Source organism: Polyangiaceae bacterium, from assembly GCA_020633235.1.
Lineage (GTDB): Bacteria > Myxococcota_A > Polyangia > Polyangiales > Polyangiaceae > JACKEA01.
Genome location: JACKEA010000001.1, coordinates 1245627 through 1270104, shown reverse-complemented (window position 1 = coordinate 1270104; position 24478 = coordinate 1245627). Strand labels below are relative to the sequence as shown.

The 24478-nt window shown below is 68.6% G+C and carries 25 protein-coding genes; 16 read left to right on the top strand and 9 right to left on the bottom strand.

The window, feature by feature from the left end:
* Positions 1 to 40 precede the first annotated feature (40 nt).
* Positions 41 to 1828 (top strand): 30S ribosomal protein S1, encoded by a 1788-nt coding sequence (locus H6717_05665; GenBank protein MCB9576496.1) that lies wholly within the window; start codon positions 41 to 43, stop codon positions 1826 to 1828.
* Positions 1829 to 2010: 182 nt separating this feature from the next.
* Here H6717_05665 and H6717_05660 read toward each other — a convergent pair whose 3' ends face one another.
* The 4 genes from H6717_05660 to H6717_05645 are packed head-to-tail and all read right to left on the bottom strand — an operon-like array spanning position 2011 to position 6494.
* Positions 2011 to 3246, bottom strand: coding sequence for an ABC transporter permease (locus H6717_05660; protein ID MCB9576495.1), 1236 nt, complete (start codon positions 3244 to 3246; stop codon positions 2011 to 2013).
* Complete coding sequence (locus H6717_05655) at positions 3239 to 4462, bottom strand: ABC transporter permease (GenBank protein MCB9576494.1); 1224 nt, start codon at positions 4460 to 4462, stop codon at positions 3239 to 3241. Before H6717_05655 ends, H6717_05660 begins: the two co-directional genes overlap by 8 nt.
* The gene (locus H6717_05650; GenBank protein ID MCB9576493.1) at positions 4459 to 5187 is read right to left on the bottom strand and encodes an ABC transporter ATP-binding protein; all 729 of its coding nucleotides are present in this window, start codon (positions 5185 to 5187) and stop codon (positions 4459 to 4461) included. The genes H6717_05655 and H6717_05650 overlap by 4 nt, the downstream gene beginning before the upstream one ends.
* 11 nt (positions 5188 to 5198) lie before the next feature.
* Positions 5199 to 6494, bottom strand: coding sequence for an efflux RND transporter periplasmic adaptor subunit (locus H6717_05645; protein ID MCB9576492.1), 1296 nt, complete (start codon positions 6492 to 6494; stop codon positions 5199 to 5201).
* 295 nt (positions 6495 to 6789) lie between these two features.
* On the opposite strand from H6717_05645, the gene H6717_05640 reads away from it, so the two are divergent.
* The 7 genes from H6717_05640 to acs all read left to right on the top strand — a co-directional run bounded on the left by H6717_05640 (position 6790) and on the right by acs (position 14351).
* Complete coding sequence (locus H6717_05640; protein MCB9576491.1) at positions 6790 to 7383, top strand: sigma-70 family RNA polymerase sigma factor; 594 nt, start codon at positions 6790 to 6792, stop codon at positions 7381 to 7383.
* Complete coding sequence (locus H6717_05635) at positions 7380 to 8495, top strand: hypothetical protein (GenBank protein MCB9576490.1); 1116 nt, start codon at positions 7380 to 7382, stop codon at positions 8493 to 8495. Before H6717_05640 ends, H6717_05635 begins: the two co-directional genes overlap by 4 nt.
* A 72-nt stretch (positions 8496 to 8567) precedes the next feature.
* Positions 8568 to 8726 carry a hypothetical protein gene (locus tag H6717_05630; protein MCB9576489.1) on the top strand — a complete coding sequence of 53 codons (159 nt, stop codon included), beginning with the start codon at positions 8568 to 8570 and terminating at the stop codon, positions 8724 to 8726.
* Between the two features lie 24 nt (positions 8727 to 8750).
* Positions 8751 to 9008, top strand: coding sequence for a 30S ribosomal protein S20 (gene rpsT / locus H6717_05625; protein ID MCB9576488.1), 258 nt, complete (start codon positions 8751 to 8753; stop codon positions 9006 to 9008).
* A gap of 94 nt (positions 9009 to 9102) precedes the next feature.
* Positions 9103 to 10470, top strand: coding sequence for a protein kinase (locus H6717_05620; GenBank protein ID MCB9576487.1), 1368 nt, complete (start codon positions 9103 to 9105; stop codon positions 10468 to 10470).
* 219 nt (positions 10471 to 10689) lie between these two features.
* Positions 10690 to 12225 (top strand): hypothetical protein, encoded by a 1536-nt coding sequence (locus tag H6717_05615; protein MCB9576486.1) that lies wholly within the window; start codon positions 10690 to 10692, stop codon positions 12223 to 12225.
* Positions 12226 to 12389: 164 nt separating this feature from the next.
* On the top strand, positions 12390 to 14351 hold the full coding sequence (gene acs / locus H6717_05610) for an acetate--CoA ligase (GenBank protein MCB9576485.1): 1962 nt from the start codon (positions 12390 to 12392) through the stop codon (positions 14349 to 14351).
* A gap of 3 nt (positions 14352 to 14354) precedes the next feature.
* Here the strand turns inward: acs and H6717_05605 are convergent, their stop codons facing one another.
* From H6717_05605 to H6717_05595, 3 genes are read right to left on the bottom strand one after another with little or no spacing between them, the layout of a single operon-like run.
* Complete coding sequence (locus H6717_05605) at positions 14355 to 14948, bottom strand: hypothetical protein (GenBank protein MCB9576484.1); 594 nt, start codon at positions 14946 to 14948, stop codon at positions 14355 to 14357.
* 14 nt (positions 14949 to 14962) lie between these two features.
* Complete coding sequence (locus H6717_05600) at positions 14963 to 15823, bottom strand: hypothetical protein (GenBank protein MCB9576483.1); 861 nt, start codon at positions 15821 to 15823, stop codon at positions 14963 to 14965.
* Positions 15824 to 15878: 55 nt separating this feature from the next.
* Complete coding sequence (locus tag H6717_05595) at positions 15879 to 16676, bottom strand: hypothetical protein (protein MCB9576482.1); 798 nt, start codon at positions 16674 to 16676, stop codon at positions 15879 to 15881.
* A gap of 98 nt (positions 16677 to 16774) precedes the next feature.
* Here H6717_05595 and H6717_05590 point away from each other — a divergent pair, with 98 nt between their 5' ends.
* A complete protein-coding gene (locus H6717_05590; protein MCB9576481.1) occupies positions 16775 to 17194 on the top strand; it encodes a hypothetical protein in 420 nt (139 codons plus the stop codon).
* A 28-nt stretch (positions 17195 to 17222) separates the two neighbouring features.
* Here H6717_05590 and H6717_05585 read toward each other — a convergent pair whose 3' ends face one another.
* Positions 17223 to 18473 carry a M20/M25/M40 family metallo-hydrolase gene (locus tag H6717_05585; GenBank protein MCB9576480.1) on the bottom strand — a complete coding sequence of 417 codons (1251 nt, stop codon included), beginning with the start codon at positions 18471 to 18473 and terminating at the stop codon, positions 17223 to 17225.
* 110 nt (positions 18474 to 18583) lie between these two features.
* Between H6717_05585 and H6717_05580 the strand changes: the two genes are divergently transcribed.
* From H6717_05580 to H6717_05550, 7 genes are read left to right on the top strand one after another with little or no spacing between them, the layout of a single operon-like run.
* Positions 18584 to 19348: a phosphocholine cytidylyltransferase family protein gene (locus H6717_05580; GenBank protein MCB9576479.1), complete on the top strand. Its 765-nt coding sequence runs from the start codon at positions 18584 to 18586 to the stop codon at positions 19346 to 19348.
* Complete coding sequence (locus H6717_05575; protein ID MCB9576478.1) at positions 19345 to 20109, top strand: haloacid dehalogenase-like hydrolase; 765 nt, start codon at positions 19345 to 19347, stop codon at positions 20107 to 20109. Before H6717_05580 ends, H6717_05575 begins: the two co-directional genes overlap by 4 nt.
* Positions 20110 to 20160: 51 nt before the next feature.
* On the top strand, positions 20161 to 21111 hold the full coding sequence (locus H6717_05570) for an ABC transporter substrate-binding protein (GenBank protein ID MCB9576477.1): 951 nt from the start codon (positions 20161 to 20163) through the stop codon (positions 21109 to 21111).
* Positions 21108 to 21866: an ABC transporter permease gene (locus H6717_05565; protein MCB9576476.1), complete on the top strand. Its 759-nt coding sequence runs from the start codon at positions 21108 to 21110 to the stop codon at positions 21864 to 21866. The genes H6717_05570 and H6717_05565 overlap by 4 nt, the downstream gene beginning before the upstream one ends.
* 50 nt (positions 21867 to 21916) lie before the next feature.
* The gene (locus tag H6717_05560; GenBank protein MCB9576475.1) at positions 21917 to 22627 is read left to right on the top strand and encodes an AgmX/PglI C-terminal domain-containing protein; all 711 of its coding nucleotides are present in this window, start codon (positions 21917 to 21919) and stop codon (positions 22625 to 22627) included.
* Positions 22618 to 23322 carry an SDR family oxidoreductase gene (locus tag H6717_05555; GenBank protein MCB9576474.1) on the top strand — a complete coding sequence of 235 codons (705 nt, stop codon included), beginning with the start codon at positions 22618 to 22620 and terminating at the stop codon, positions 23320 to 23322. The genes H6717_05560 and H6717_05555 overlap by 10 nt, the downstream gene beginning before the upstream one ends.
* 41 nt (positions 23323 to 23363) lie before the next feature.
* Positions 23364 to 23615, top strand: a complete 252-nt coding sequence (locus H6717_05550) for a hypothetical protein (GenBank protein MCB9576473.1) — start codon at positions 23364 to 23366, stop codon at positions 23613 to 23615.
* Here H6717_05550 and H6717_05545 read toward each other — a convergent pair.
* Complete coding sequence (locus H6717_05545) at positions 23605 to 24432, bottom strand: hypothetical protein (protein MCB9576472.1); 828 nt, start codon at positions 24430 to 24432, stop codon at positions 23605 to 23607. The two genes, H6717_05550 and H6717_05545, sit on opposite strands and share 11 nt — an antisense overlap.
* Positions 24433 to 24478 lie beyond the last annotated feature (46 nt).

Genomic DNA, 24478 nt, shown 5'->3' with positions numbered 1-24478 from the left:
GCAGGCGCGTTATACGGCGAACCCCCATAGCGGACCCGTCATGACCTCTGGAGAACACGGCCCCGACAACGCTGCCCCCGGCGAGGCGACCGAAGCCACGCCGCCGGAAGAGCCTCGCGCGGCCGACGCCCCTTCCACATCGACCACGCCGAGCGAAGCGAGCACGCCCGCGGAGGCGAGCGCGCCCGCGGAGGCCGGCACGCCCGCAGAAGCGAGCGCGCCCGCGGAAGCGAGCGCGCCCGCGGAAGCGAGCGCGCCCGCGGAAGCGAGCACGCCCGCGGAAGCGGCGGCAGAAGCCGGCGCGCCGGTCGAGCAGAGCACCGCGCCCGCGGCGGCTGCGGAAGCCGCGGCGGGTGAAGGCGGCAAGAAGAAGAAGAAGCGCAAGAAGCGCAAGAAGAAGCCGGGCGGTGAGCACCCTGCCCAGCGCCCCGCCAACGAGCGCGCGCCGTTCCACGTTGGCGAAGAAGTGTTCGGCAAGGTCACCGCCGTGTTGGACACCGCCGTGATGGTGGATCTCGGCGGCAAGGCCCTGGCCATCTTCGATCGCACGGAGATGGAGCCGGACGATCTGATCCCCTCCGTCGGCGATCGCTTCGTGGCCCGCGTGCACAACGACGGCGCCCGCGGCGGGCTCGTGGTGCTCACGCGCAAGCCGCTGCGAGAAGAAGAAGCCAAGCCCTTCGTGGAGATGTCCGCGAAGGACGGCACGCTGATCCCGGGTCTCATCACCGGCGTCATCAAGGGCGGCGTGGAGGTCGACATCCGCGGCCTGCGTGCCTTCGCCCCCGCTTCGGGCATGGATCTGCATCCGAACCAGGCGAACTTCGCCGCGCTCCTCGGCCAGGTGCTCGACTTCAAGGTCGTACACTTCAAGAGCGGAGGGCGGGACATCGTGGTCACCCGTCGCCCGATGCTGGAGGCGGAGGCCCACGAGCGCCGCAAGCACGCCCTGGGCCTGCTCCAAGAGGGGCAGGACATGAAGGGCGTGGTCCGTACCGTGGTGGAGTGGGGCGCCTTCGTGGCCCTGCCCGAGGCCGAGAACCTCGAAGGCCTGGTCCACGTGTCGGAGGCCAGCCACGACGCCCGCGCTCGGATGGCGGAGCTGTTCAAGCCCGGCGATCAGATCGAGGTGAAGATCACCAAGATCGACGAGAAGGGGAAGATCTGGCTCAGCCGCAAGGCCCTCATCGAGGATCCCTGGGCGGAGGCCAAGCAGAAGTACGCGCCGGGCTCGCGCCACACCGGCAAGGTCGTGCGGGTGGAGGACTTCGGCGTGTTCGTCCAGCTCGACAGCGGCGTGGACGGCCTCATCCACGTTTCGGATCTCTCCTTCAACCGCGTGGAGCATCCGAAGGAGATCGCGACGGAGGGCCAGGACATCGAGGTGGTGGTCCACCACTTCGACACGCGCAACAAGCGCATCGCCCTGCACCCCGCGCCGCCAGCGGAGCAAGCGGAAGAAGCTCCCCAAAAGGTCGCGCGCAATCAGATCGTCAAGGTGGAGGTCGCCAAGCCCGAAGGCTCCGGCCTGGTGGTGCGTGTTCTCGGTGTCACCGGTCGCGCCGCCCGCGGCTTCATCCCCGCCGGCCAGACGGGCACCCAGCGCGGCACCGATCTGCGCAAGGCCTTCAAGATCGGCAGCCAGCTGGACGCCAAGATCATCGACGTGGATCCGCGCCGGGGCGAGCCCAAGCTCAGCATCCGCGCCATGAAGGACGACGAGGAGCGCAAGGCGCACCGCGAGTACCGTCAAGCGCTACAGCGCGAGGGCGGCTTCGGCACCTTGGGGGATCTGCTCAAGAAGAAGTTCCCCAACGCCGGGGACTGACGACCGCCAGCTCCGTCCGACGCGAGGCTCGTCGGGGAATCGCTCGCGCCCTCCACGTAGCTCCGCCTCCCGTCCACGCCGCATCGTGTCCATGATGATGTTGGTCCGCCGCGGAACCTCCGCGCCGCGGGCGGCGATGCGCGGCGTTTCCGCGGCGGACCGGCAAGAAATGAAAAGCGGCGCTATTCGCGACCGAGGGCCTGGATCGGATCCATGCGTGCGGCGCGGTGCGCGGGCACGAAGCCGAACACCACGCCGACGCAGGTGCTGGTGCCGAGCGCGACGAGCAGTGCGTCGATGGAGACGCCCATCTCCCACTTGAGGGCGTGGGCGAGGGCGCTGACGGCGAGATAGGCGAGCACGGTGCCGGCGGCGCCGCCCACCAGGGCGAGCATCACCGCTTCCGTGAGGAACTGCACGCGGATGTCCGCCTCCCGCGCGCCGATGGCCATGCGGATGCCGATTTCCCGCGTCCGCTCGGCGACGCTCACGAGCATGATGTTCATGACGCCGATGCCGCCGACCACGAGACTGACGGCGGCGATGGCGAGCAGCAGCATGCGCAGCACGCCGAGGATCTTCTCCTGCGTGCGACGGAACTCCTCTTGGCTGCGCAGGCGGAAGTCGTTCTCCGCGCCCTCTGCCAGGTGGTGACGCTGCCGCAGGATGGCGGTGACCTGACGCTCGGCGGCTGCGGCGCTCTCCGGCGTCTTGCCCTGGAGCAAGATGCGATGCACCACACCGGGACGCGTGGGCGAGAGCTTCGCGCGCATGGTGAGCACCGGCATGATGACGGCGTCGTCCTGATCGTTGCCGAAGGGCCCCTGCCCTTTCTCTTCCAACAGACCGATGACGCGAAACGGGTGCTGGCCGATGCGAATGACTTGGCCGATGGGATCCTCGGTACCGAACAGCTCGCGGCGCACGGTGGCGCCGATGACGCACACCTTGTCGCCCACCGTCTCCGCGCTCGGCGCCCACAGCGAGCCCGCGGACGCCTTCCAGCGGCGGATGGCGAAGAAGTCGAGCGTGGTGCCGATGGTCTGGGTGGCGACGTTCTGATCACGCCACACCAGCTGGGAAAACCCCGCGAGCATCGGCGCGGCGCGCTCCACGTCGTCGGCCTCCCGCGCCAAGGCCTCGGCATCCCCCTCGGTGAGCTCCGGCAGCGCGCTGTCGTCCTTCACTCCGCTGGCCAGCGTTTCCTGCGGGATGACGATGAGGGCGTTTTCGCCCAGGCTGTCGATGCGGCCGCCGACGGCGGCGCTGGCGCCCTCGCCCAGGGCGACGACGATGGTGACCGCTGCCACGCCGACCAGGATGCCGAAGGCCGTGAGCGCCGCGCGCAGCTTGTTGCGGCGAAGCGCGCCGAGCGCCAAGAGCAGCACCGTCCAGGCGAAGCGCAGCATCCTACTCATGACGCAGGGCCTCGATGGGATCGAGCCGCGCGGCGCGCCGCGCGGGCCAGAAGCCGAACACCAAGCCGACCACCACGCTGGTGGCCACGGCCACCGCCACGGCCGTGGGGCTGACGCTCATGGCCCAGCCGAGCTTCGCGCGGAGCAGCGCGATGAGCCCCGCCGCGAGGGCCACGCCGGCGAAGCCGCCGAACAGCGTGAGCACGATCGACTCCAGCAGGAACTGCAGGCGGATGTCGCCGGGCTTGGCGCCGATGGCCATGCGGATGCCGATCTCCCGCGTCCGCTCCGTCACGTTCACCAGCATGATGTTCATCACACCCACGCCGCCGACGAACAGCGAGATGGCCGCGACCGAGAGCAACAGCGCCGTGAGGATCCCGAAGATGGCCTCCTGGCTCTTCTGGAATTCCTCTTGGGTGCGGATGCGAAAATCCGGCTCTTCGTCTTGGAGGAAGCCGCGCCGCTGGCGCAAGATCGCGTCCACTTGGCGGACGGCTTGCTTGTTGGCCCCGGCGCTCTTGGCCGTAGCCATGATCAGCTGGATGCGATCCCCGTTGGTGGGCACGACGCGCGAGCGCCAGGTGCCGATGGGCATGATGATGCGATCGTCTTGGTCCTCGAAGGGCGACTGCCCCTTGGTCTTGAGGGTGCCGACGATGCGAAACGGGTGCTTGCCCACGCGGATCCAGTGACCGATGGGATCCAGATTGCCGAACAGCTTCTCGATGGCCGTGGGCCCGATGACCACGACCTTGGCCTTGGTCTGCTCCTCGGAGTCCGTGAAGGCTCGACCGCGATCGATCTCGAAGCTACGCACGCGAAAATAGCTGCCATCCGCGCCGACGACGGTGATCTTCCCGTTACCGTACTCGCTCACCACCTGGGCGTTCACGTCGGAGTACACGGTGACGTCGTCGATGGCGCTGGCCTCGCGGCGGATGGTCTCGGCGTCGCGATCCGAGAGGCCGCCCCCCGTCCCGAGGCGACCGCGGGCGCCGCTCTTGGTCACCGGCTTGTAGAACACGAACAAGAGGTTCGAGCCCAGGCTCTCGATCTGGTCGCTCACGATCTTGCGCGCGCCGGTGCCCAGCGCCGTGACCACCACCACCGCGGCGATGCCGATCAGGATGCCCAGGGACGTGAGCGCTGAGCGGATCTTGGAGCGGAGCAGGGCGGAGAGCGCCAGACGGATGCTGGTGAGGATCTGCCTCATGCGGCGCTGCCCCGAGCGGCGAGCGCCTCCGCGGCGTCGCGCGGGGCGGCGTTCAGCTCGTCGCTCTCGATGCGACCGTCGCGCACGGTGACCACGCGGGACGAGCAGGCGGCGATCTCCGGCTCGTGGGTGACGATCAGCACCGTGATGCCGCGCTCGCGGCTGAGCACCTGAAGCAGCGCGAGCACTTCATCGCTGGTGCGCGTGTCGAGGTTGCCGGTGGGCTCGTCCGCCAACAGCAGCGGCGGATCGGTCACCAGGGCCCGCGCGATGGCGACGCGTTGCTGCTGCCCGCCGGAGAGCTGCGCCGGTGTGTGTCCCGCGCGGTCCGCGAGGCCCACCTGCGCGAGGGCCGCCTTGGCCCGGCGGCGGCGCTCCCGCGCGCTCACGCCGCGGTACACCAGCGGAAGCTCCACGTTCTCGAGGGCGGTGGTGCGCGGCAGTAGGTTGAAGCCCTGGAACACGAAGCCGATGAGACGATTACGCACCAGGGCGCGCTGATCTCCGGAGCGCTTGGTCACGTCCACGCCGCCCAGGCTGTAGCGGCCGCGGGTGGGCCGGTCCAAGCAGCCCAAGATGTTCATCAGCGTGCTCTTGCCCGAGCCGCTCTGCCCCACGACGGCGACCAGCTCCCCTTCCCCCACCGACAAGCTCACGTCCCGGAGCGCGTGCACCACCTCGGGACCCGTGACGTAGTCCTTGCTGACGTGGCTGAGCTCGATCAACGCCGCCATGGTCAGAACAGTCCGAACGCCTTCTTGTCTTCCTCGCGTTGCTCGACGACGACCTCCGCGCCGGCGGAGAGATCGGAGGCTTTGAGCGCCGTCCACACGCCGTCGGTGATACCGATGGGTACGACCTTGGGAGCGATCGTCTCGCTGCCCTGGGCGCCGCCGGTGATCTGATACAGGCGCCCTTGGCCGTGCTCCAGCGGCGCGGGCGGTTTCTCCGGCTTCGGCTTGCCGTCTTCGTCCTTCTCCGGCAGCGGGCGAAAGCGGAGCGCGGCGTTGCGCACGGCCAGCACTTGCTTGGCCTCGTGGGTCTTGATCGTGACCGTGGCCGTCATGCCCGGGCGCAGCTTCAAGTCCGGATTGGCGACGTCGATCACCGCGGAGTAGGTGACCACGCCCTGAACGTTGTTGGGCGCGTAGCGGATCTGCGTCACCTCGCCGGCGAACTTCTCGCCCGGGAACGCGTCCACCACGACGTCGGCCTTCATGCCCTTTTCCACCTTGCCGACGTCGGCCTCGTCGATGTCCGCGAGCACCTGCATCTTCGACAAGTCTTGAGCAATGACGAACAGCACCGGCGCGGCAAAGCTCGCCGCCACGGTCTGCCCTGGCTCCACCGTGCGGTTGATCACCACGCCGTCGATGGGCGAGTAGATGCGCGAGTACGCCAGGGTGGTCCGGGCAGAGCGGAGCTGCGCCTGGATCTGCGAGATCTGCGCCTTGGCCGCCGAAACGTCCGCTTCCGCTACGTCGAACTCGCCCTGGGCGGAGTCCACGTCCGCGCTGGAAGCGATGCCTTCTTTCTGAAGACCCTTGAGGCGGTTCAAGTTGATCTTGGCGGTGGCGAGGCGCGCCTCCGCGCGCTTCTCGCTGGCCTTGGAGGCTCGCAGCTGGGCACCGGCCTGGCTCACCTGCGCGCCGAACAGGCTGGGATCGATCTCCGCGAGCAGATCGCCCTTCTTCACCACGCTGTTGAAGTCGACCAGCACGCGCACCACGCGACCCGAGACCTGGGCGCCGACCTGCACCTCCGTGAGCGGCTTCACGCTGCCGGTGGACTGCACTTGCTCCACCACGTCACGCTTCTCGATCTTCTCGGTCTTGAAGCGCGGCTCCGGCGGCGGCCGGGTGGCCCGGCGCCACGCCACGAAGGCGACCAAGAGGCCCACCACCACGCCGACCACGAGCAAGCGGCGGAGCCAACGCCGCCCTCCGCTCTCGCTCTTCAGGTCCCCCTCGAGCTCTCGAACCGCGTCGGCCACCAGCCCCGGCTGGGTTCCGTTTTGGATGTCGTCGGTCATGCTGTTCGGCGAGGGCGTAGCCTAATACCGGAGTGCTTGGCTGGCGTGGGGGCAGCGGGCAAATCCCGCAGAAAACTGGCGCCGGCAGTGCCCTGGAGACTCCCCCGGCGCCCCTGCCCAAGCGCTGGGACTCATCATTTTATTCCAGAAATTCAAGTAGTTACACAGAAAGACGGGCGCCTCCAAGGGCTGCTGCCGCTCGATTGTCCAATGCTTCGGTGTTGAGCTACTGTGACTTTCCGCACGCATTCCTGTCGGTCATTGGACACGGCCGCGAACGTGCGCGTGGACCGGCATGCCCCAGAAGAGTGACCGTGAGCTGGTGGATGCGGCCCGGCAGGGCGATGCGGAAGCTTTTGGCGTTTTGGTCCGCCGTCACCAGAAGCGCATCTTCCGCCTCGCCGTCCACATGCTCCGGGACGCAGCGGAAGCGGAAGACGTCACTCAAGACACCTTCGTCCGCGCCTACGGCGCGCTGGATCGCTTCGACGGCCGGAGCGAGCCGTTCACTTGGATGTATCGGATCGCCGTGAACCTTTCCTTGAATGCCATCCGCTCGCGCAAGACGAGCCGCAAGGCCACCACCCCCGATGACCCGCGCATCGAAGCCGTGACGGTGGACCGCAGCGCGACCACGGGCAATCCCGCCGGCCATGCGCAGGACCGAGAGCTCGCAGGCCTATTGGTCGAAGGCATCGACGCGTTGAGCGACACGCTCCGCACCACCCTGATCTTGGTGAGCATCGACGGCCTCTCCCACGCGGAAGCCGCCGAGGTGCTCGGCTGCCCCGAAGGAACCGTCGCCTGGCGCGTGCACGAGGCTCGGAAGAAGCTTCGCGCGCACCTGGCGGAGCGGGGCTACTCAAGGGAAAGTACAGGCAAGGGATGAGCGTCATGGATGACGACACGCGACTCCCGGATGCCGCCGAGGCGATGCTCCGGGATTGGCCCGCTCCCGAGCGGGATCCCATGGCATGGGACGAATCCGCCGATGCAGTGGTGGATGCCGTCGCCGACGGCAAGGTGGATCGCACCAGTGATGCGCTGTTGGCCGCTCCGCTGCCAGCGGAGCCCGGGGAAGAGGGACAGGACGAGCGCCCTCCCGTGAGCCTCGCAGAGCTGGCACGCGCCAGCCTGGAGGCCAGCGAACCCGAAGCGGACGAGCTCGACGACATCGCCAAGGAGAGCCTCTCGCTCGCCAAGCGCTCGCGCACCAGCGTGCCCTCGATCCCGGACTCGGTGCGCCAAGGCGCCGCCCGCATCGCGGTGCAAGCGGCAGAGCCGCCGCCCGCCCCCGTGGCGCCCGCGCCGCCGCCAGCGCAGAAGAAGTCGTCGGCGGGGCCGTGGATCGCCGGCGTCGTAGCGCTGGTGGGCCTCGCGGCGGCGCTCGTCATCGTCGTCCGACAGAAGAGTGACGAGCCCGCGCCGTGGGAAGCGACCGCGCCGGGGGCCAGTGCCGCCGAGCTCGCTCAGGCCCCGACGCCTGCCGCGACGAGCCAACAAACAAAACCAGAAGACGACATCGTGCCCCTCGAGGACCTGCCCAGCGGTCCCCTCGCCAAGCAAGCGCCGGCCACGAGCGGTGGTGGCAAGGCGGCGGGCAGCGCTCCCGCGGAAGAAGACAAGAAAGCCGCAGCCAAGGAAGAGCCGGCCAAGCCCGAGACCAAGCCGGATCCCGAGTCCGAGGAGGACAAGGAGTTCGCGCTGAAGAGCAAGCCCGCCGCCCAGACCGGGGACTTGCCGGAGAAGCCCTCTTCCGGCGCCGTCCAGGCGGCCATCTCGGCGCCCCTCGGCGGCGCCCGGGCCTGCGTGGCGGGACAAGACGCCCCCTCCCGGGCCACCGTCACCTTCGGCTCCGACGGCCGGGTGCAGAGCGTGGGCGTGAGCGGCCCCGCTGCGGGAACCCCGGCGGAAAGCTGCATTCGGGCCGCTCTCAGCAAGGCGCGGGTCCAGCCTTTCGCGCGCTCCACGTTCAGCGTGGGCGTCACCGTCCGGCCGTGAACCTCGGCGATTGACAAGCCGCGATCCTTCTTCCATAGTCCCGGCCCCTCAAAGAGGCCCCGAGGAAAGACCATGGTTTCGTCGACTCAACAGACCGAAAAGCGCCGCTCGATGCGCGCTTCCAAGGCCGGTCGCCGCAAGAAGCGCGTCCGCTCCCAGCACAGCACGCCCGCTTTCCCCGTCCATCCCCAGGGCTACGACCCGAAAGCGCCGGACGCCAAGCAGGGCTGAGGCGGAGCACAGGAACACGACACGATGGCGAATCATCCCTCGGCAGAGAAGCGCAACCGTCAACGCACCAAGCGCACGGACAAGAACCGTGCGGTGCGCAGCAGCGTCCGTACCGCCGTGCGCAAGGCCCGCGAGGCCGTGGAAGCCGGCGACAAGAAGGCCGCCGAAGAGGCCGTGGCGGTTGCCGAAAAGAAGCTCGCTCGCGCCGCCCAGAAGGGCGTGCTGCACAAGAACGCCGCGGCGCGCACGTCGTCACGGATGCGTCACGCCCTCGGCAAGTAAGCGCATTTTGCCCCTTGTCGAGCGGTCGACAAGCGGCGTGCTAGGATGCGGCGGCTAGGGCGGCCGCGAGTCGCTCGCGCTTTTGGACTTGGCAATGGGCGGCGCGGACGCTGAAGACGATGCACTGGTCGGCAGCACCATCGCCGACAAGTATCGCGTCGACGCCGTCATCGGGCGCGGCGGCATGGGGGCGGTGTACCGCGCCACCCACACCGCCATCGGCAAGCGCGTCGCGCTGAAGTTCCTCGATCACAACGCCGCTCGGGACAGTGACTCGGTCACGCGCTTCCAGCGCGAGGCCGAGGCCGCCAGCGCGGTAGAGAGCGCCCACATCGTCCAGATCTTCGACTCCGGCACGGGTCCGGGAGGGCGCCCCTACTTGGTGATGGAGCTCCTGAACGGCGAGGACCTGCGCGCTCGCCTCCGCCGCGAGGGCCGCGTGCCGCTGGCGGAAGTGGTGCACATCGCCGGCCAGGTGTTGCGCGCCCTGGGCCGAGCCCACGCGGCGGGCATCGTTCACCGCGACCTCAAGCCGGACAACGTCTTCCTGTGCCAGCGCGACGACGATCCCATGTTCGTGAAGATCGTCGACTTCGGCATCTCCAAGGTCGCCTCGCGCACGGCGACGGCCAACACCCTGACCCAGCGCGGCACCGTGCTCGGAACGGCGTTCTACATGTCGCCGGAGCAGGCGCAGGCGTTCCGCGACATCGACGGCAGGACCGACCTCTACAGCTTGGGCACGATCCTGTACGAAGCCCTCAGCGGACGACCGCCCCACGTGGGCACGGTGTACGAGGCCGTGCTGATCGACATCTGCACGAAGGACGCGGAAGACATCCGCGTGCATGCGCCGGACGTGCCGCAAGCCGTCGCCGAGGTAGTCAAGAAGGCCCTCGCCCGCGATCGCGCGGATCGCTTTCAGACCGCCGCCGAGATGTACGAAGCGCTGGCCCTAGCCGCACCCGGGCTGCTGCGCACCGGAGGCCCTGCGGACGGCCGCGGCCCCCTGGCGAGCTTCCCGGAGCGGCCAAGCGGCGGCCCCAGTCTTCCCGCGCTCACCCCCGCGAGCACCGCCACCGCCAGCGGCACTGCCGTGCACACCACGCCCCCGCGGCGCATCCAAACGCTGCGCACGGCGGTGCTCGTGATCGTGGTCGCCCTCGGCGCCTTCGCCGCCACCGTGTGGCTGATGCCGGGCAAGAAGAGCCCAGCGCCGGACGCCAGCGGGGAGCCGATCCTCGGCGCCCGTGGCGCGCCGGCCACGGCTTCGCCCAGCGCCTCGGCCCCGCAGCCAGAAGTCGCGCCGGCCACGTCTCGGCCCGACGCCGCCGCGGCGCCCTCGGCGTCCGCTCCCGCGCCTCCCACGGTCAAGACGCACCCCATCAAGCCCACGCCCAAAGCCACGGCCAAACCCGCCGGCGTGGCGAGCGGCCTCACGCTGGACACTTCCGGGCCGTAGATCCGCAGCGTTCGTGTTAAACATTTTTCATTGAACACGTCGGCGCCAGGCGACTCAGGTGAACGGTAGGCAGCCAGCGCCGGCCTCGCCGGCATTTCCCCGTGGGGCTACGCCCCACACCCCGCTTCCTCGCTGCGCTCGGCCCCAACCCCGCGCCGCCACTGTTCCATGCTTCGGAAAACCGCTGTAAACCCGAGGCGGTTTCGAGGACCGTCGACCGTGGGATCCGTGGAGCGCGCGCGCATCATCCGGCTGGGGCTCGCTGCCGTGCTGCTCACGGCGGCGCCGCCGCTGTTCGCGCAACCCAAGGCCGACGACAAGAAGGCCGAGAGCGTCGACGCCATGACGGAGCAGGCGCGCCGACACTTCAAGAACGGCGTGAAGCTCTACAACGACGGTAACTTCGCCGGCGCCCTGGCGGAATTCGAGGCGGCCTATCGGCTGAAGCCCGGGCCGAGCTCCCTCAAGAACGTCGCCCTCAGCCAAAAGGCGCTGTTCCGCTACGCCGAAGCCGCCGACACCCTGGAGCAGGTGCTCTCCCGTCACAAGGCCGAGCTCGGCGAAGGCGAGGAGAAGGCCATCCGCGGCGCCATCGACGAGCTCGCTTCTTTGGTGGGCTCGGTGCGCATCAAGACCAACGTGGATGAAGCGAAGGTCAGCGTGGACGGCCGCGTGCTCGACAAGGCCGCCCTCGCCCGCCCGCTACGCTTGAACGTGGGGGAGCACACGTTGGTGGCCGAGGCCCCCGGCTACGGTCGCGTGAGCCGCGTGCTCCGGGTCGCCGGCGGACAGAAAGACGTGGTCGAAGAGGTGACGCTCACGGCCACGGCGGGCTTCGTGAGCGTGACCGCCCAAAACCCCGACGACGCCGTGGCGGTGGACGGCAAGCCGCTTCGCTTCGGTTCCTGGCGCGGTCCCCTGACCCCCGGCTGGCACTACGTGCAGGTCTACCGCGAGGGCCAGAAGCCCTTCGAGAAGCGGGTGAGCGTCGAGCTCGGCCGCACCACGACGGTCGAAGCGCCCGCCCTCGAACCCGCCGATCCGGGAGACGAGCCGGAAAAACCCGCCACTCCTGGAACCCCCAGCGGCCCCCGCCAGCTCCGCGGCTGGTACGCCCTCGGCAGCGTCTCGGGCCTCGGCCTGCGCAACGACCCGCAGGACATTTCCATCGACTCGTCCAAAGCGTCCGGCGGTTCCTTCGGCGTGCGCGCGGGCTACCGGCTGTGGACTCCGGTGGCGGTGGAGCTGCTCCTCGAAGGTGGTCGCCACGACATCACCGGAGCGTGCGACCAGCGCGTGGAGAAGGCCGCCAACCGCAAGTGCGGCACCGACGCCCAGCTGGATCGCAGCCTGACGCTGGAGAGCATTCGTCTCGGCCCGAACCTGCGCATCATGAGCGGCGGCGAGACCATCCGTTTCACCAGCACCCTGGGCGTGGGCGCAGTGCGTCACCAGCTCGAGCTCGATGCCGTGAGCGACAGCGACGTCGATCGCAGCTCCGCCGTTCCCGGCGGCAAGGCCAAGGGTTGGGATCCGTACTTTCTGCTCGAGGTCGGCATCCAGTACAACTGGGGCCACGTGCTGCTCGAGCTCGACGGCCTGACGTTCATCGACGGCGCCAGCAACGTGAAGGGCAGCGACGACCTGGGCGATTCCTGGGCACCGTACAGCGACACCGGCGGCCTGTTCATGGCCGGCATCGGCCTGCGCGCCGGTTGGAGCGAGTGGACGCCTGACGCCGCCCCCAAACGTTGATGGGGTTTGTCGGTCCGCCGCGGAAACACCGCGGCGCGCGCTTCCGCGCCGGACCGACATGACAGCGACAAAGCTCGGGGCGAGACGAACGCAGGGCGGCGTGTTACACCGAAGTCACACCGGTGAGCGGCGCTCGCGCCCCGCCCTAGCGTGACAGGGGTCCCATGGCAGACGACACGTCGATTGGAACGTTTTCCGCAGAGAATCGCCGCTTCGAGCCGAGCGACGCGTTCCGCAAACAGGCGCGTATCTCGAGCCGCGAGCAGTATGACACGCTGTACCGCGAGAGCCTCGAGTCACCGGAGACGTTCTGGAAGCGCGAGACGGCGGAGCTCGTCTTCGACAAGCCTTGGACCACGCTGACGGAGGGCGCGCTGCCCCACGTGAAGTGGTTCCTCGGCGCCGAGCTCAACGTGACGAAGAGCTGCCTGGATCGGCATCTGTCCACGCCGGTGAAGGACAAGCGCGCGATCGTGTGGGAGAGCGAGCCCGGCGAGACAGAGACGCTCACCTACGCCGAGCTGCACGACAAGGTCGTGCGCTTCTCCGCGGCGCTCCGCAACCTGGGCGTGAAGAAGGGCGATCGCGTCGCCATCTACATGGGCATGGTGCCCGAGGTCGTGGTCGGCATGCTGGCCTGCGCCCGCATCGGCGCGGCGCACAGCGTGGTGTTCGGTGGCTTTGCGGCGGAGTCGCTGCGTGACCGCATCAACGACTGCGGCGCGAAGGTGGTGCTCACGCAAGACGGCGCCTGGCGCCGGGGTCACGTGGTGCCGCTCAAGGCCACCGTGGACAAGGCCCTCGAGTCGGCGCCCAGCGTGGAGAAGGTCGTGGTGTTCCGCCGCCTGGGCGACGAGCACGCCAAGATCGAGATGCGGAAGGGCCGCGACGTAGACTGGTACGAGGCGGAAAAAGCCGCGGATCCGGCCCAGGGGCAGGCGGAAATCGTCGACGCCGAGCACCCCCTGTTCATCCTCTACACCTCCGGCTCCACGGGCAAGCCCAAGGGCGTGCTGCACACCACGGCGGGGTATCTGGCGGGCACTCACGTGACCAGCAAGTACGTGTTCGATCTGCGGGAGGACGACGTCTACTGGTGCACCGCGGACGTCGGCTGGATCACCGGCCACAGCTACATCGTGTACGGACCCCTCTCCAACGGCGCCACCTGCGTGATGTACGAAGGCGCGCCGAACTTCCCGGACTGGGGGCGCTTCTGGCAGCTGATCGACAAGCACCAGGTCACCATCCTGTACACCGCCCCCACCGCCATCCGCGCGTTCATCCGCGCCGGCACGGACTGGGTGGACAAGAGCGACCTCTCCAGCTTGCGGCTGCTCGGCACCGTGGGCGAGCCCATCAACCCGGAAGCCTGGATCTGGTACCACGAAAACGTCGGCAAGGAGCGCTGTCCGATCGTGGACACCTGGTGGCAAACGGAAACGGGCGCCATCATGCTGACGACGCTGCCCGGCGCGGCCTTCGCGAAGCCGGGGTCCACGGGGCTGCCGTTCTTCGGCGTGGAGCCGGCCGTGGTGACGGGAGACGGCAAGAGCGTGGGCGACAACGAGGGCGGCCTGCTCGTGGTGCGCCGTTCGTGGCCCAGCATGTTGCGCACCATCTATGGCGACGACGATCGCTTCGTGAAGCAGTACTTCAGCGAGATCCGCGGGAACTACTTCACCGGAGACGGCGCCCGGCGCGACGAAGACGGCTATTTCCACGTGGTGGGTCGCATCGACGACGTGTTGAACGTCGCGGGTCATCGCATCGGCACCGCGGAGATCGAGAGCGCTTTGGTCGCACACAAGTCCGTGGCAGAAGCCGCAGCCGTCGGTCGCCCGGACGACATCAAGGGCCAAGCGCTGGTGGTGTTCGTCACCCTCAAGCCCGGTTTCGCCGCGAGCCCCGAGTTGGCGAACGAGCTCCGCGCCCACGTGGGTCAGGAGATCGGCAAGTTCGCTGCGCCGGATACCGTGCGCTTCGCCGAGAGCCTGCCCAAGACTCGCAGCGGCAAGATCATGCGCCGGCTGCTGAAGGACATCGCTGCCGGCCGCGAGGCGCAGGGCGACATCTCCACGCTGGAAGATCTCAACGTCCTCGCCAAGCTCCAGGCCGACGAGTAGTCCTCAGTCGGAATTTCGCCGCGACCAACGCTGTCGCAAGCGTTCGAGGAGCGTCTCGCGCTCCTCCGGGGGCTCCACGGGAGCCGCTCGGGCCTGCTCGTCGGCGCTGGGCTCCAAAGCTGCGACCTCGGGTGGCGGTTCGGGCTCGGGCTCCGGCGGAGGTGGCGGCTCCAGCTCGGGCTCTGGCGGATGGATGACGACGGGAACCTCGGCCACGGGCGGAGGGAGGCTCTGCTCGAGGTCGATGTCCATGTCCAAGAGGGAGAACTGTTTCCCCCGCGGCGGGGGCGCGCCATTGTGCGCGGACGCCAGATTGATGAGCTTCTGAGAGTCCCGCGTCACCCGCCGCAGGGCCAACCGCGGTCCTCCGGTTCGGTCGCCCTCGGAGGGGAACTGGTCCACCACCTTGCCCTCTGCCCGCAGCACGCGCTCGCCGCTGGCGAGCACGAGATCGACGCGCAACGGCGAGCCGTCGGGGATGGCCGGGTGCCCCACGAGGACGAGTCGTTCCCTCGTGATGCTCCAGGCTTCCGCCTCGATCAGCTCCTCCAGCGAGCCGTAGGGTCGCTGGTGGACGATGCGCTTCGGCTGCGTCATTCGCTCACCGAGGGTCAGGGTGTGTCGACGTCACTCTCGTCGGCGTCCTCCCCTCCCAGCTCCACCCAGTCGCTGTCGCGGGGTGGCAAGCTCTCCGGCGACTCCGACGCGGCAGGCTCCTCGACCTCCTCCGGCGGCGGGGGCTCCGCGTACTCGTGGCGCACCGCGACCTTCGGCTCGATGACGGAGCTCCAGATGTGGGGCAACGGGATGTACTCCACCAGCACGAAGGGCGGCATCTCCACCAGCAGATCCACTTCCGTGAAGGGAGCGTTCGACTTCGCCTTGCCGAGCGCGCCTTCGATCAGCTTGCCGAGCTCCTGCTTGGGCAGCCACTTGGCCATTTCCGCCACGGTGATGCCTTCCACGACGTCGCGATGGGTGACCAGCTCGTCGGTGAGCGCGCGTTCCAGCAGGAATGCGACGTGCTCCTTGGCCAGACGATGCTGCTCGAAGTCCGAGCTCTGGGCGGTCCAGAACTCGCCTTCGATCAGAAACTGCCAGATGCGCTTCGAGTCCAGGTAGCGCACGCGATCGTCGGGCTTGAACACGTCGACCACCACGCCGGCGTCGGTCTCGGCCTCGTCGAGGGCGATTTGGAGGTCTTCGGCGGATGACTGCCAGGACTTGCGGGTCGCGATCTTCTGCTTCAGGCCGGTGGTGACGACCAGGATGCTGGCCCGGATCCGCGGCTGGTGGGCCAGGCCTTCCATGATGACTTCCGGCGGGAAGTGACGAATGAAGTCTTCCGGCGTGCGGCGGCCGACCTCGAACGCGTGCTCGATGGCATGAGCCAGATAGCGATCTCTACCGCGCTGGAGCTTCGAGCTGAACTCGGGCTTGGCGGCTTCTTCGGAGGGTCCACTGTCTGTCATCGAATCTCTCCCTTCATGTCCGTCGCCGCGGGGAAGCGACGAACCCGATGGCTGCTCATGCTGTGTCCGCGCTCTCCGTCGCGGCCGCTTCCTCCGCCCCCTCCTCGGGCTCCACCGGCGGGGGCAGGTAGCCGTGCGCGGCTGCGATCTTCTCGACGATGACCCCCTCGTAGACGTGGGGCAGCGGGATGTACTCCACCAGCACGAAGGGCGGCATCTCGCCGAGGAGGTCCGCTTCCGTGAATGGCTTCTTCGACTCCGACTTGTGCAATGCCGCTTCGATGAGCTTCCCGAGCTCCGCATTCGGCAGACACGTGGCCATCTCGGAAACCGAGATGCCTTCCACGATGTCGGCGTGGGACACCAAACCGTCTACCAGAGCGCGTTCCAGGAGGAAGGCGCTGTGCTCCTTGGCGCGGGCGTAGCGCTCCTTGTCCTTGGCCTCCACGCTCCAAAATTCGCTCTCGATCAGGAACTGCCAGAGCTTCACCGCGTCCAGGTATCGGACGCGGTCGTCGGGTGCGAAGACCGTGACGACGGACTCCGGGTCCGTCTCCCGCTCGTCGAGGGCGATCTGCAGGTCCTCCGCCGCCGACTGCCAGGACTTGCGGGCTGCGATCTTCTGCCGGAGGCCGGTGGTCAGCACCAGGATGGAGGCCCGGATCTCGGGGACCTCCGCCAGCCCCTCCATGATCGCGCTCGGCGGAAAGTGGCGAATGAAGTCCTCCGGAGAGCGGAGGCCCACCTCCAGGGCGTGCTCGATGGCGTGGGCGAGAAAGCGCCCCCGCCCCGTCTCGAGTTGCGAGGAAAACCCCCGGTCAGGTTCGCCATTGGCGCTCGGATTCGCTGCCATCGGAACGCGTACGCTACCTCACCTGGCTGGCCGGGGGCCCCAGGAAACTGGGCCAGATCCGAACACATGACCGACCCTCTGGCCAGTTGGACAGGATCATGCATTCAGAAACCCTCGTCATCCTGGAAGCGGGCGCAGCCTGGCCGAGCTGGCTCGGAGAAGAAGTGACGGAAGTCGTGACGGAAGCCGTATTTGGCGCCGATGCGCTGACTCTCGCCCTGGACCGCATACGCCGCCGGGGCGCCGAGCTCGCAAGCGTGGTGGTCGTCTGCGGCCCCGATTCCGGAACGGGCCGACGCCTCGACCGAGACCTACTCTTGCGCGCAGTGGCCGCCGCCGTCGACTTCTCCATCCCCGAGGGTCGGTTGGTGGTGGTCTCCGACGGCGATTATGGCGCACGCCAGGAGCTGGCCCGCTTGGTGCTGGAGCTTTCCGACGCGCTGGAGTCGAGCGCCTCGACGGTGAGCGTGCGCTTCCGAGCGCAACCGCGATCGAGCGCGCCGCCGCGCGCGGCGTGACGTTACCGCGGCGCCCCGACAACCAGCGTCAGCCGAGGAGCTCGGCGAGGATGCGGAAGCCCTGGCGGAAATGCTCCAGGTTCGCTTGCTCGTTGGGTGCGTGATAGTAGCTGCTGCGGCCGAAGCCGGTGATCTGCACGTCGAAGCCCTTGCGCTGTAGGTCGCGCACCAACGGCAGGGAGCCCGTCATGCTGAAAGGCTTGGCGGCCTCGCCGCGAGCGGCGCTGATGGCCTGGGTGAGCGCCTCGAGACCCGGGGAGTCCAAGGTGCAGGCGATGCCCTCCATGAACCGGCCCTTGCGCGTGAGCTTGACGGTGCCGCGGCGGCCGTCCGATGCGCGGGTGCGCGGGAAGCCGGGCGGCGGGTCGTCTTTGTCGATGCGGGCGTCGAGCTCTGCCACGAACTTCACGGCGCCGGAGATGGCTTTCTCCATGTCGTAGAAGGGAGTGAGGCGGATGTCGCCTTCCACCCGCGCGGCGCCCGGGATCTTGGTGATCTTGTTGTTGTTCACCTCGATCACGGTGGCCTTCAGCGTGGACGGCGACAAGAACCCCCAGCGCTCTTCGTCGGGGTGCGGGGGGAACTCTCTCTCGAACCACTCCACCAGCGCCCGCGAGGTGGCCATCGACAGCTCCAGGGCGTTGACGCAGTTCTGAGTCATGCCCGAGTGGCCCGTGACGCCGGTGACGTGCAGAGCCCACATCGCCACGCCGCCGGTGCCGACGGTGGGTCCGAAGTCGGCGCTGTCCAGCCAGTAGATGGTGCCGTCCTTGAGATCGTCCAGCTGACCCTGAGCGACCACGTAGTCGAGACCGATCTCCGGAAGGGGCGCTTCTTCCTCGTTGGCGATCAGCACCACCTTGAGGGTGCGCTTCGGCCGTAGGTTCTTCTCTCCGAGCTGCGCCAGGAAATCCGTGAGCAGCGCGACGTGACCGAGGCAATCCGTGACGCCGCGGGCGTACAGGGTTCCGTCGTCCCCCACCCACAAGGTGAAGGGATCTCGCTCCCAACCCTCGGCGTCCTTGTCCGCGGGCACCACGTCGAAGTGGGCTCCCACGAAGCCGATGGCGCCCGGCTCCTCACCCCGGATGGTGAGCACCAAGCTGGGGCGCGCTTCATGGCCGGGCGCCGCAAGGCTCTGAGCTTCGATGAAGCCGGAGTCGATGTATGGACGCAGCGTCTCGAGGACCACTTCCGCGGGCAAGCGTTCCTCCGGCACCAATCCGGCATCGGGTGAGTTCTGAAGCTTGGGGGTGAAGGCGATCACGCGGCCAAGCAGGTCCAAAAAGCGCTTTTCGTCGAGACGGATGTCCACGGTGGCACAAGCAATCGTCCACAGCTGCCGCGCCGTCAACGAAAATTCCGCCACGAGGCGCTATGCTGCCCGCGATGCGAGCCGTGATCATCGGTGCGGGCCGGGGCAGCCGCCTGGGACCCGAAACCCGCGAGATACCCAAGACCATGGTGGAGGTCATGGGTCGACCCATGCTCGAGTGGGTGCTCGACGCCCTCGCCGCCGGCGGCTTTCAGAAGCGGGACGTGGTGTTCATCTGCGGCTACGCAGAGCACGTCGTGCGGGAGCGCTACCCCGAGTTCACCTTCGTGCGAAACGAGGACTGGGAGAACAACAACATTCTCCAATCCTTGCTCTGCGCTCGGGAGTTTTTGACACAGGGGTTCGTCTCGACCTACGCGGACATCGTGTACGAGCCCGCCATCGTGGACAAGCTCGTGCGAAGCCCCCACGACATTGCCCTGGGCTGCGACACGGCTTGGCGGCGGCGCTACGTCTCGCGCTCCCAGCACCCGGAAACGGACGCCGAAAAGCTGCGGGCGGACGGCTCCCGCGTGGTCGAGATCAGCCGCCGCATCGCCAGCGAGACCGCCGCCGGAGAGTTCATCGGCGTCGCGAAGCTGACCGCCGCGGGAGCCGCAGAGCTGGTCGCCGCTTTCGACGCCATCGCCGCCGACCCGCCCCCGGGCGTGTGGCGCGAGGGGCGGAGCTTCCAGAAGGCGTATCTCATCGACCTGCTGCAACACATGCTGGAGGGCGGCAGCGTGATGCAACGAGAAGACACGGCGGGGGGCTACATGGAGATCGACACGCTGGAAGACTTGGCGCTCGCCGAGCGCTGGTGGAAGGAGCGACCGTGAGCACGATTTCCACGACTCGGCTGTTGGAGCTCTTGAACGAGGAGCGCCGCGGCGCGGCGGTGATGGCCTTCGACGGAGACGGCACGCTGTGGAGCGGGGACGTCGCCGAGGACGTCTTCGATGTCGCGGTCGAGCGCGGCCTGATCCGCGAGGACGCCCACGCCGAGCTCTTGGCGTCGGCGCGAGCGCACGGCGTGGACGCGAGGGGAACGCCGTCGGAGCTCGCCGGGCGTATCTTCCGCGCGTACCAAGAGGGTCGCTTCCCCGAACGCGAAGTGTGCGAGGTGATGACCTGGTGCTTCGCTGGCTGGAGTGTCGCCGAGCTCGAGCGCTTCGCGCGCGAAGCCCTGACGGAGCTCCGCCTGGCGGAGCGCTTCAACCCGAGCCTCGATGGCGTGCTCGCCTGGGCCCACGAGGCCGAGGTGCGCGTGGTGATCGTGTCCGCGTCGCCCCAGTCGATCGTGGAGCAAGCCGCTCACTTGCGCGGCATCGCCGCGGAGAACGTGTCCGCGGGCATGCCCGAGCTCGACGGCGCGACCATCCTGCCCAAGATGGCGTCCCCCATTCCCTACGGGGCGGACAAGCTGCGGGCGGCGGAGCGCTTCTTTCGAGACGGGGCCCAGTGGCTGGCGAGCTTCGGGGACAGCCTGTTCGACCTGGAGCTGCTGAAGGCGGCGCGGCTGGGCGTGGCGGTGCGGCCGAAGCCCGAGCTCAGAGAGAAGATCGAGCGGCTCCGGTCAGGATACGTGCTCAGCGAATAGCCGGAAAGTCGATTGACTCTAGCTAGATAGGGTCTATATACGACTTATCCGATGCGTCTTTTAGCAGGCGTCTTGGGGGGAATGCTCGCGGCCTGCTCTCCCCCGCGGGAGGACCCGTCACGACTTTCGGTGGCGACCATGGCGCGGCTCACCCACGCCCCCGCCCTCACCGGGCTCGACAGCGGTCGCTTCGCGGACGCGCTCGCCGGCGTGCACCTCGAGCCCCACGCCTTCGAGGTCGGCAATGCGGTGGTGGAAGCGATGTTCGCGCGGGAGGTGGACATCGCCTACCTGGGTCCGAACCCCGCCATCAACGGCTTCGTGCGCTCCGGCGGCAACGACGTCGTGATCCTCGCGGGCGCCGCCGAGGGCGGCTCCGCCTTCGTGGTGCGGGGCATTGCGTCGACGGAAGAGCTCCGCGGCAAGCGCATCGCCACGCCGCAGATCGCCAGCACCCAGGACATCGCGCTCAGGAGCTACCTGCGCGCGCACGATCTGGCGAAGGACGTGACGATCCTGCCGCTGGCCACGCCCATCCTGCTCACCGCGTTCAGTCGTGGAGAGATCGACGGCGCCTGGGTCAGCGAGCCTCTCGCCAGCCAACTGCTCGCCCTCGACGGCGCCCGGCTGTTGCTCGACGAAGCGAGCCTGTGGCCCGAGGGGCGCTACCCCACCACCGTCGTGGCCGTGCGCCGCGATTATCTGAAGGCAGCTCCCGAGGTCGTCGATCGCTTCGTTCGAGCGCACGCCCATGAGGTGCGCTTCATCGAACGGCACCGGGCGGCAGGGCTGGACGCGAGCGTGACGGCGATGCGCGCCATCGCTGGACGGCAGCTCGATCCCGCCATCGCGAAAGCCGCCTGGGCGCGCATCCATTTCTCGACCGAGCTGCCCCCGGGCGCGCTGCCACGGTTGGCTCGCGACGCCCGTGGCGCGGGCTTTCTGCCGCAGTCCGCCCTCGGCGGCCTGGTGGAGCCGGGTCCCCTCGAGCGCGCGCCATGAGCCGGACCACCACGACGCGGGCGCTGGCGCTGCTCGGCTTGGTGCTCGCTTGGCAGCTCGCCGCGAGCCTCGGTCCGTGGCCGCCCCACGTGCTGCCCGGGCCCTTGCGGGTGGTGGCCTCGTTGTTCGACGGCATCCGGGACGGCAGCATCGTGAGCGGCGTGGGGGTGAGCCTGAGGCGCTTGGCCTTGGGCTATGGGCTGTCGAGCATCGCAGGCATCGCGCTCGGCATCGCCATGGGTCAGAGCGCCACGATCGACCGCATGCTCGGCACGCTGATCGCGGGGCTGCAGCCGCTGCCGAGCATCTGCTGGATGCCGCTCGCTCTCTTGTGGTTCGGGCTCAACGAGAGCGCCATCCTGTTCGTGGTCGTGCTCGCCACCTTGGGCACCGTCTCCCTCGCCGTGCGCGACGCCGTGCTCGCCATCCCGCGGCTGTGGGTTCGCGCCGCGCGCAACATGGGCCTCTCCGGCTATCGACTGTGGCGTCGCGTGCTGCTCCCCGCCGCGCTGCCCGGTACCATCACCGGGCTTCGCATCGGTTGGAGCTACGCTTGGCGCGCCCTGATGGCGGGGGAGCTCTTGTTCGTCGCCGGCGGCCTCGGCCAGGTCATGCACGTGGGGCGCGAGCTGGGGGACATGCCGCGGGTGATGGCGGCGATGGTGAGCATCGTGATCCTCGGCCTCGCCTTCGACAATCTGCTGCTCGGCAGCGTGGAAAAGCGCATGCGCCAGCGGTGGGGGCTGGTCCGCTGACGAGCCCCTTCCCTGCCACGAGCAGACGCTGTAACCGTAAACGCTCGATGATGACCCGACTTCTGGCCGTCTTCGCGGCCGCCTTCACCGTAACCGCATGCGGCGGCAGCGAGCCGCCGGCCAAGGCACCGACCCACGAAACCACGGACGACGACGGCGACGGGAGCTCGAGCCCCATCGCCGTGAGTGCCGAGGTCGGCGCCCTCGACGAAGAGAAGGTCACCCGCGTGTTCCAGGACTCCGTGTCCGGACTGCAGGCGTGCCTCAATGCTGGCGCCAAGCGCGTGGAGTTCATCGGGGGCTCGGTCGCCTTCTCTCTGGAGGTGGATCAGAGCGGACACCTCGCGAGCGGCTACGTGGCGGAGAGCACGCTCGGTGATCGTGCCACGGAGAAGTGCATGCTGGGCGTGCTCCAGGGTAAGAGCTGGCCCGCGCCGGTGGGTGGCCAAAAGGGTCTGGCCAAGAAGTCCTTCGACTTCGATCCACCGAACGACGTGCGCGCGCCGGAACAATGGTCCGAAGACCGAGTACGCGAAGCCCTGGACGACAAGGCTTCCGACATCTCCGCGTGCAAGAGCTCGGCGCAGGGCTCGTATCAGGTGACACTGTACGTGGGCACCTCGGGGCAGGCGCTTTCAGTGGGCGTGGCGCCGCCCAGCGCCCGAGGCGAAAGCGCGGCGGACTGCCTGGTGGAGCTCTTGAAAGGCGTCACTTACCCGTCGCCCGGCAGCTGGCCGGCCAAGGTGTCGCTATCGCTCTGAAGCGCGCGCTGGTCACCGGTGGCGCGGTACGCGTCGGGCTCGCCATCACCCGCGCGCTGCTCGCCGAAGGTATGCAGGTGGCGGTGCACTACCACCGGAGCGAGGCCGCCGCGCGGGAGCTCGAGCGCGAAGGGTGTGTCGCGCTGCGCGCGGATCTCGCGAACAGGGCGGCGGCGCGACAGCTGGTGGCGGATGCCGCGAGCGCGCTGGGCGGCCTCGATCTGGTCGTGCTCTCCGCCGCGAACTTCGAGCGCGTGCCCTTCGACGAGCTCGACGACGACGCCTGGGATCGCGCCTTGCACTTGAACCTGGACGGCAGCTACGCCGTGGCCCAAGCCGCGGCCGAGCCCTTGCGCCAGAGCCGCGGCTCGATGGTGTTCATCACCTGTTCGAGCACCGTCACCCCGTATCGCAACTACCTCCCCTACGTGGTGAGCAAGGGCGCGGTGCGCCAGCTGATGCGCGCACTCGCGCTGGAGCTGGCGCCGGAGGTGCGGGTCAACGCCGTGGCTCCGGGCACCGTGCTACCGCCGGACGGCATGGCTCCCGAAGTGCTCGCCCGCATCACGAAGCGCATCCCGCTGGGCAACGGCGGCAGCGCCGAGGACGTGGCCCGCGCCGTCGCGTATCTCGCGAACGCGAGCTTCGTCACGGGTCAGGAAATCGTCGTGGACGGCGGTCGCAGCCTCGGCTGAGGGGTTGCGGCTCGCCCCGCGGGTCCGCATGCTCGCTGCCCATGGAGCACCGAGAAGAGCGGGATTTCACGATCTCCATCCACCTGTCGGCGGTGTTCGCCGAAGACTACGAGGGCGACGACGACGGCTTCGTCTGGCACCAGCGCTTTCAAGAGAGCGTGCGCCCCGCCTTGGTGGCCGCCGTGTTCGACGTGCTGCGCGCGCAGCCGGGGGCCAACGTCGTCGCCGCGCCCCGCGGCCGCCACCCCGGTGACGCCCTCGACCTCGACGTGGAGCTTCGGCCTACACGCTGACGTAGATCTCGACCATGCCGGCCTCGCCGGCCTCCGCCGGATCGATGCCATCGCCGCTCGGCGTCCGCACGCCGACGCGCTCCGCCGGCACGCCGCGCGCCGATAGCTCCGACTTCACTCGCGTGGCGGGCAGCTTGGGAGACGCAGGCTCGCTCTGCCCCAGCGCGTCGTTGATCTCGAAGCGCGCCTTCGGATGCAGGCTGGCGATGCGCCCCAGCGCCGTGAGGCTCTTGTCCGCCGTCGCCGAGAGCTTCTCGCCGGTCAGGCCGTCGCGCGGGATGCGCAGCACCACGCGGCCATTGTCGACCTCGAGCTCCACGTCTCCGGTCCCCACGGCGTCGTGCAGCAAGAGCGACATGTCACGGATCAGCGCGCCGGTCTCGCTGGAGAGCTGCTCCGCCTCGCTCAGGCGCTTTTCCCGCTGCTCCGCCGCAGAAAGGGCCTCGGAAAGGCGCTTCTTGTCCTCCGCGAAGGCCTTCAGGTGGTCGCCCACGCGCCCGAGCTCGCCCCTGAGCTGTTCCACCAGGTCGCTGGCGTCGGTCTTTTCCTGCTCCGCCACGCTGCTCTGGAGCGACAGCTCGGCGATGCGCTGGTCTTTCTTCTCGAGCTGCTGCTCCCGCTCTCTGAGCCCCGCGTTGGCCTGCTCGAGCTTGGTATCGATGTCCCGGAGCTGCGCCAGCATGCGCCGGTTCGCTTCCTGTTCCACCGAGACCGCCGAGCGCGCTTCTTCATAGCGCGCCGCCGGAACCACGCAGCCCGCCGTCGCGGGGGTCAGGAGCAGCAAACGGAATAGCCAAACGAGACGATGTTTCGACATTCTGGAGCGTCTTTCTCTCACTAGGCGCGGGGCATCACCAACAAAC

Coding starts and splice junctions, on each gene's coding strand:
- H6717_05665 (MCB9576496.1), top strand. CDS start 41: ATGACCTCTGGAGAACACGGCCCCGACAACGCTGCCCCCGGCGAGGCG.
- H6717_05660 (MCB9576495.1), bottom strand. CDS start 3,246: ATGAGTAGGATGCTGCGCTTCGCCTGGACGGTGCTGCTCTTGGCGCTC.
- H6717_05655 (MCB9576494.1), bottom strand. CDS start 4,462: ATGAGGCAGATCCTCACCAGCATCCGTCTGGCGCTCTCCGCCCTGCTC.
- H6717_05645 (MCB9576492.1), bottom strand. CDS start 6,494: ATGACCGACGACATCCAAAACGGAACCCAGCCGGGGCTGGTGGCCGAC.
- H6717_05640 (MCB9576491.1), top strand. CDS start 6,790: ATGCCCCAGAAGAGTGACCGTGAGCTGGTGGATGCGGCCCGGCAGGGC.
- H6717_05635 (MCB9576490.1), top strand. CDS start 7,380: ATGAGCGTCATGGATGACGACACGCGACTCCCGGATGCCGCCGAGGCG.
- H6717_05630 (MCB9576489.1), top strand. CDS start 8,568: ATGGTTTCGTCGACTCAACAGACCGAAAAGCGCCGCTCGATGCGCGCT.
- rpsT (MCB9576488.1), top strand. CDS start 8,751: ATGGCGAATCATCCCTCGGCAGAGAAGCGCAACCGTCAACGCACCAAG.
- H6717_05620 (MCB9576487.1), top strand. CDS start 9,103: ATGGGCGGCGCGGACGCTGAAGACGATGCACTGGTCGGCAGCACCATC.
- acs (MCB9576485.1), top strand. CDS start 12,390: ATGGCAGACGACACGTCGATTGGAACGTTTTCCGCAGAGAATCGCCGC.
- H6717_05605 (MCB9576484.1), bottom strand. CDS start 14,948: ATGACGCAGCCGAAGCGCATCGTCCACCAGCGACCCTACGGCTCGCTG.
- H6717_05600 (MCB9576483.1), bottom strand. CDS start 15,823: ATGACAGACAGTGGACCCTCCGAAGAAGCCGCCAAGCCCGAGTTCAGC.
- H6717_05595 (MCB9576482.1), bottom strand. CDS start 16,676: ATGGCAGCGAATCCGAGCGCCAATGGCGAACCTGACCGGGGGTTTTCC.
- H6717_05590 (MCB9576481.1), top strand. CDS start 16,775: ATGCATTCAGAAACCCTCGTCATCCTGGAAGCGGGCGCAGCCTGGCCG.
- H6717_05580 (MCB9576479.1), top strand. CDS start 18,584: ATGCGAGCCGTGATCATCGGTGCGGGCCGGGGCAGCCGCCTGGGACCC.
- H6717_05570 (MCB9576477.1), top strand. CDS start 20,161: ATGCGTCTTTTAGCAGGCGTCTTGGGGGGAATGCTCGCGGCCTGCTCT.
- H6717_05565 (MCB9576476.1), top strand. CDS start 21,108: ATGAGCCGGACCACCACGACGCGGGCGCTGGCGCTGCTCGGCTTGGTG.
- H6717_05560 (MCB9576475.1), top strand. CDS start 21,917: ATGACCCGACTTCTGGCCGTCTTCGCGGCCGCCTTCACCGTAACCGCA.
- H6717_05550 (MCB9576473.1), top strand. CDS start 23,364: ATGGAGCACCGAGAAGAGCGGGATTTCACGATCTCCATCCACCTGTCG.
- H6717_05545 (MCB9576472.1), bottom strand. CDS start 24,432: ATGTCGAAACATCGTCTCGTTTGGCTATTCCGTTTGCTGCTCCTGACC.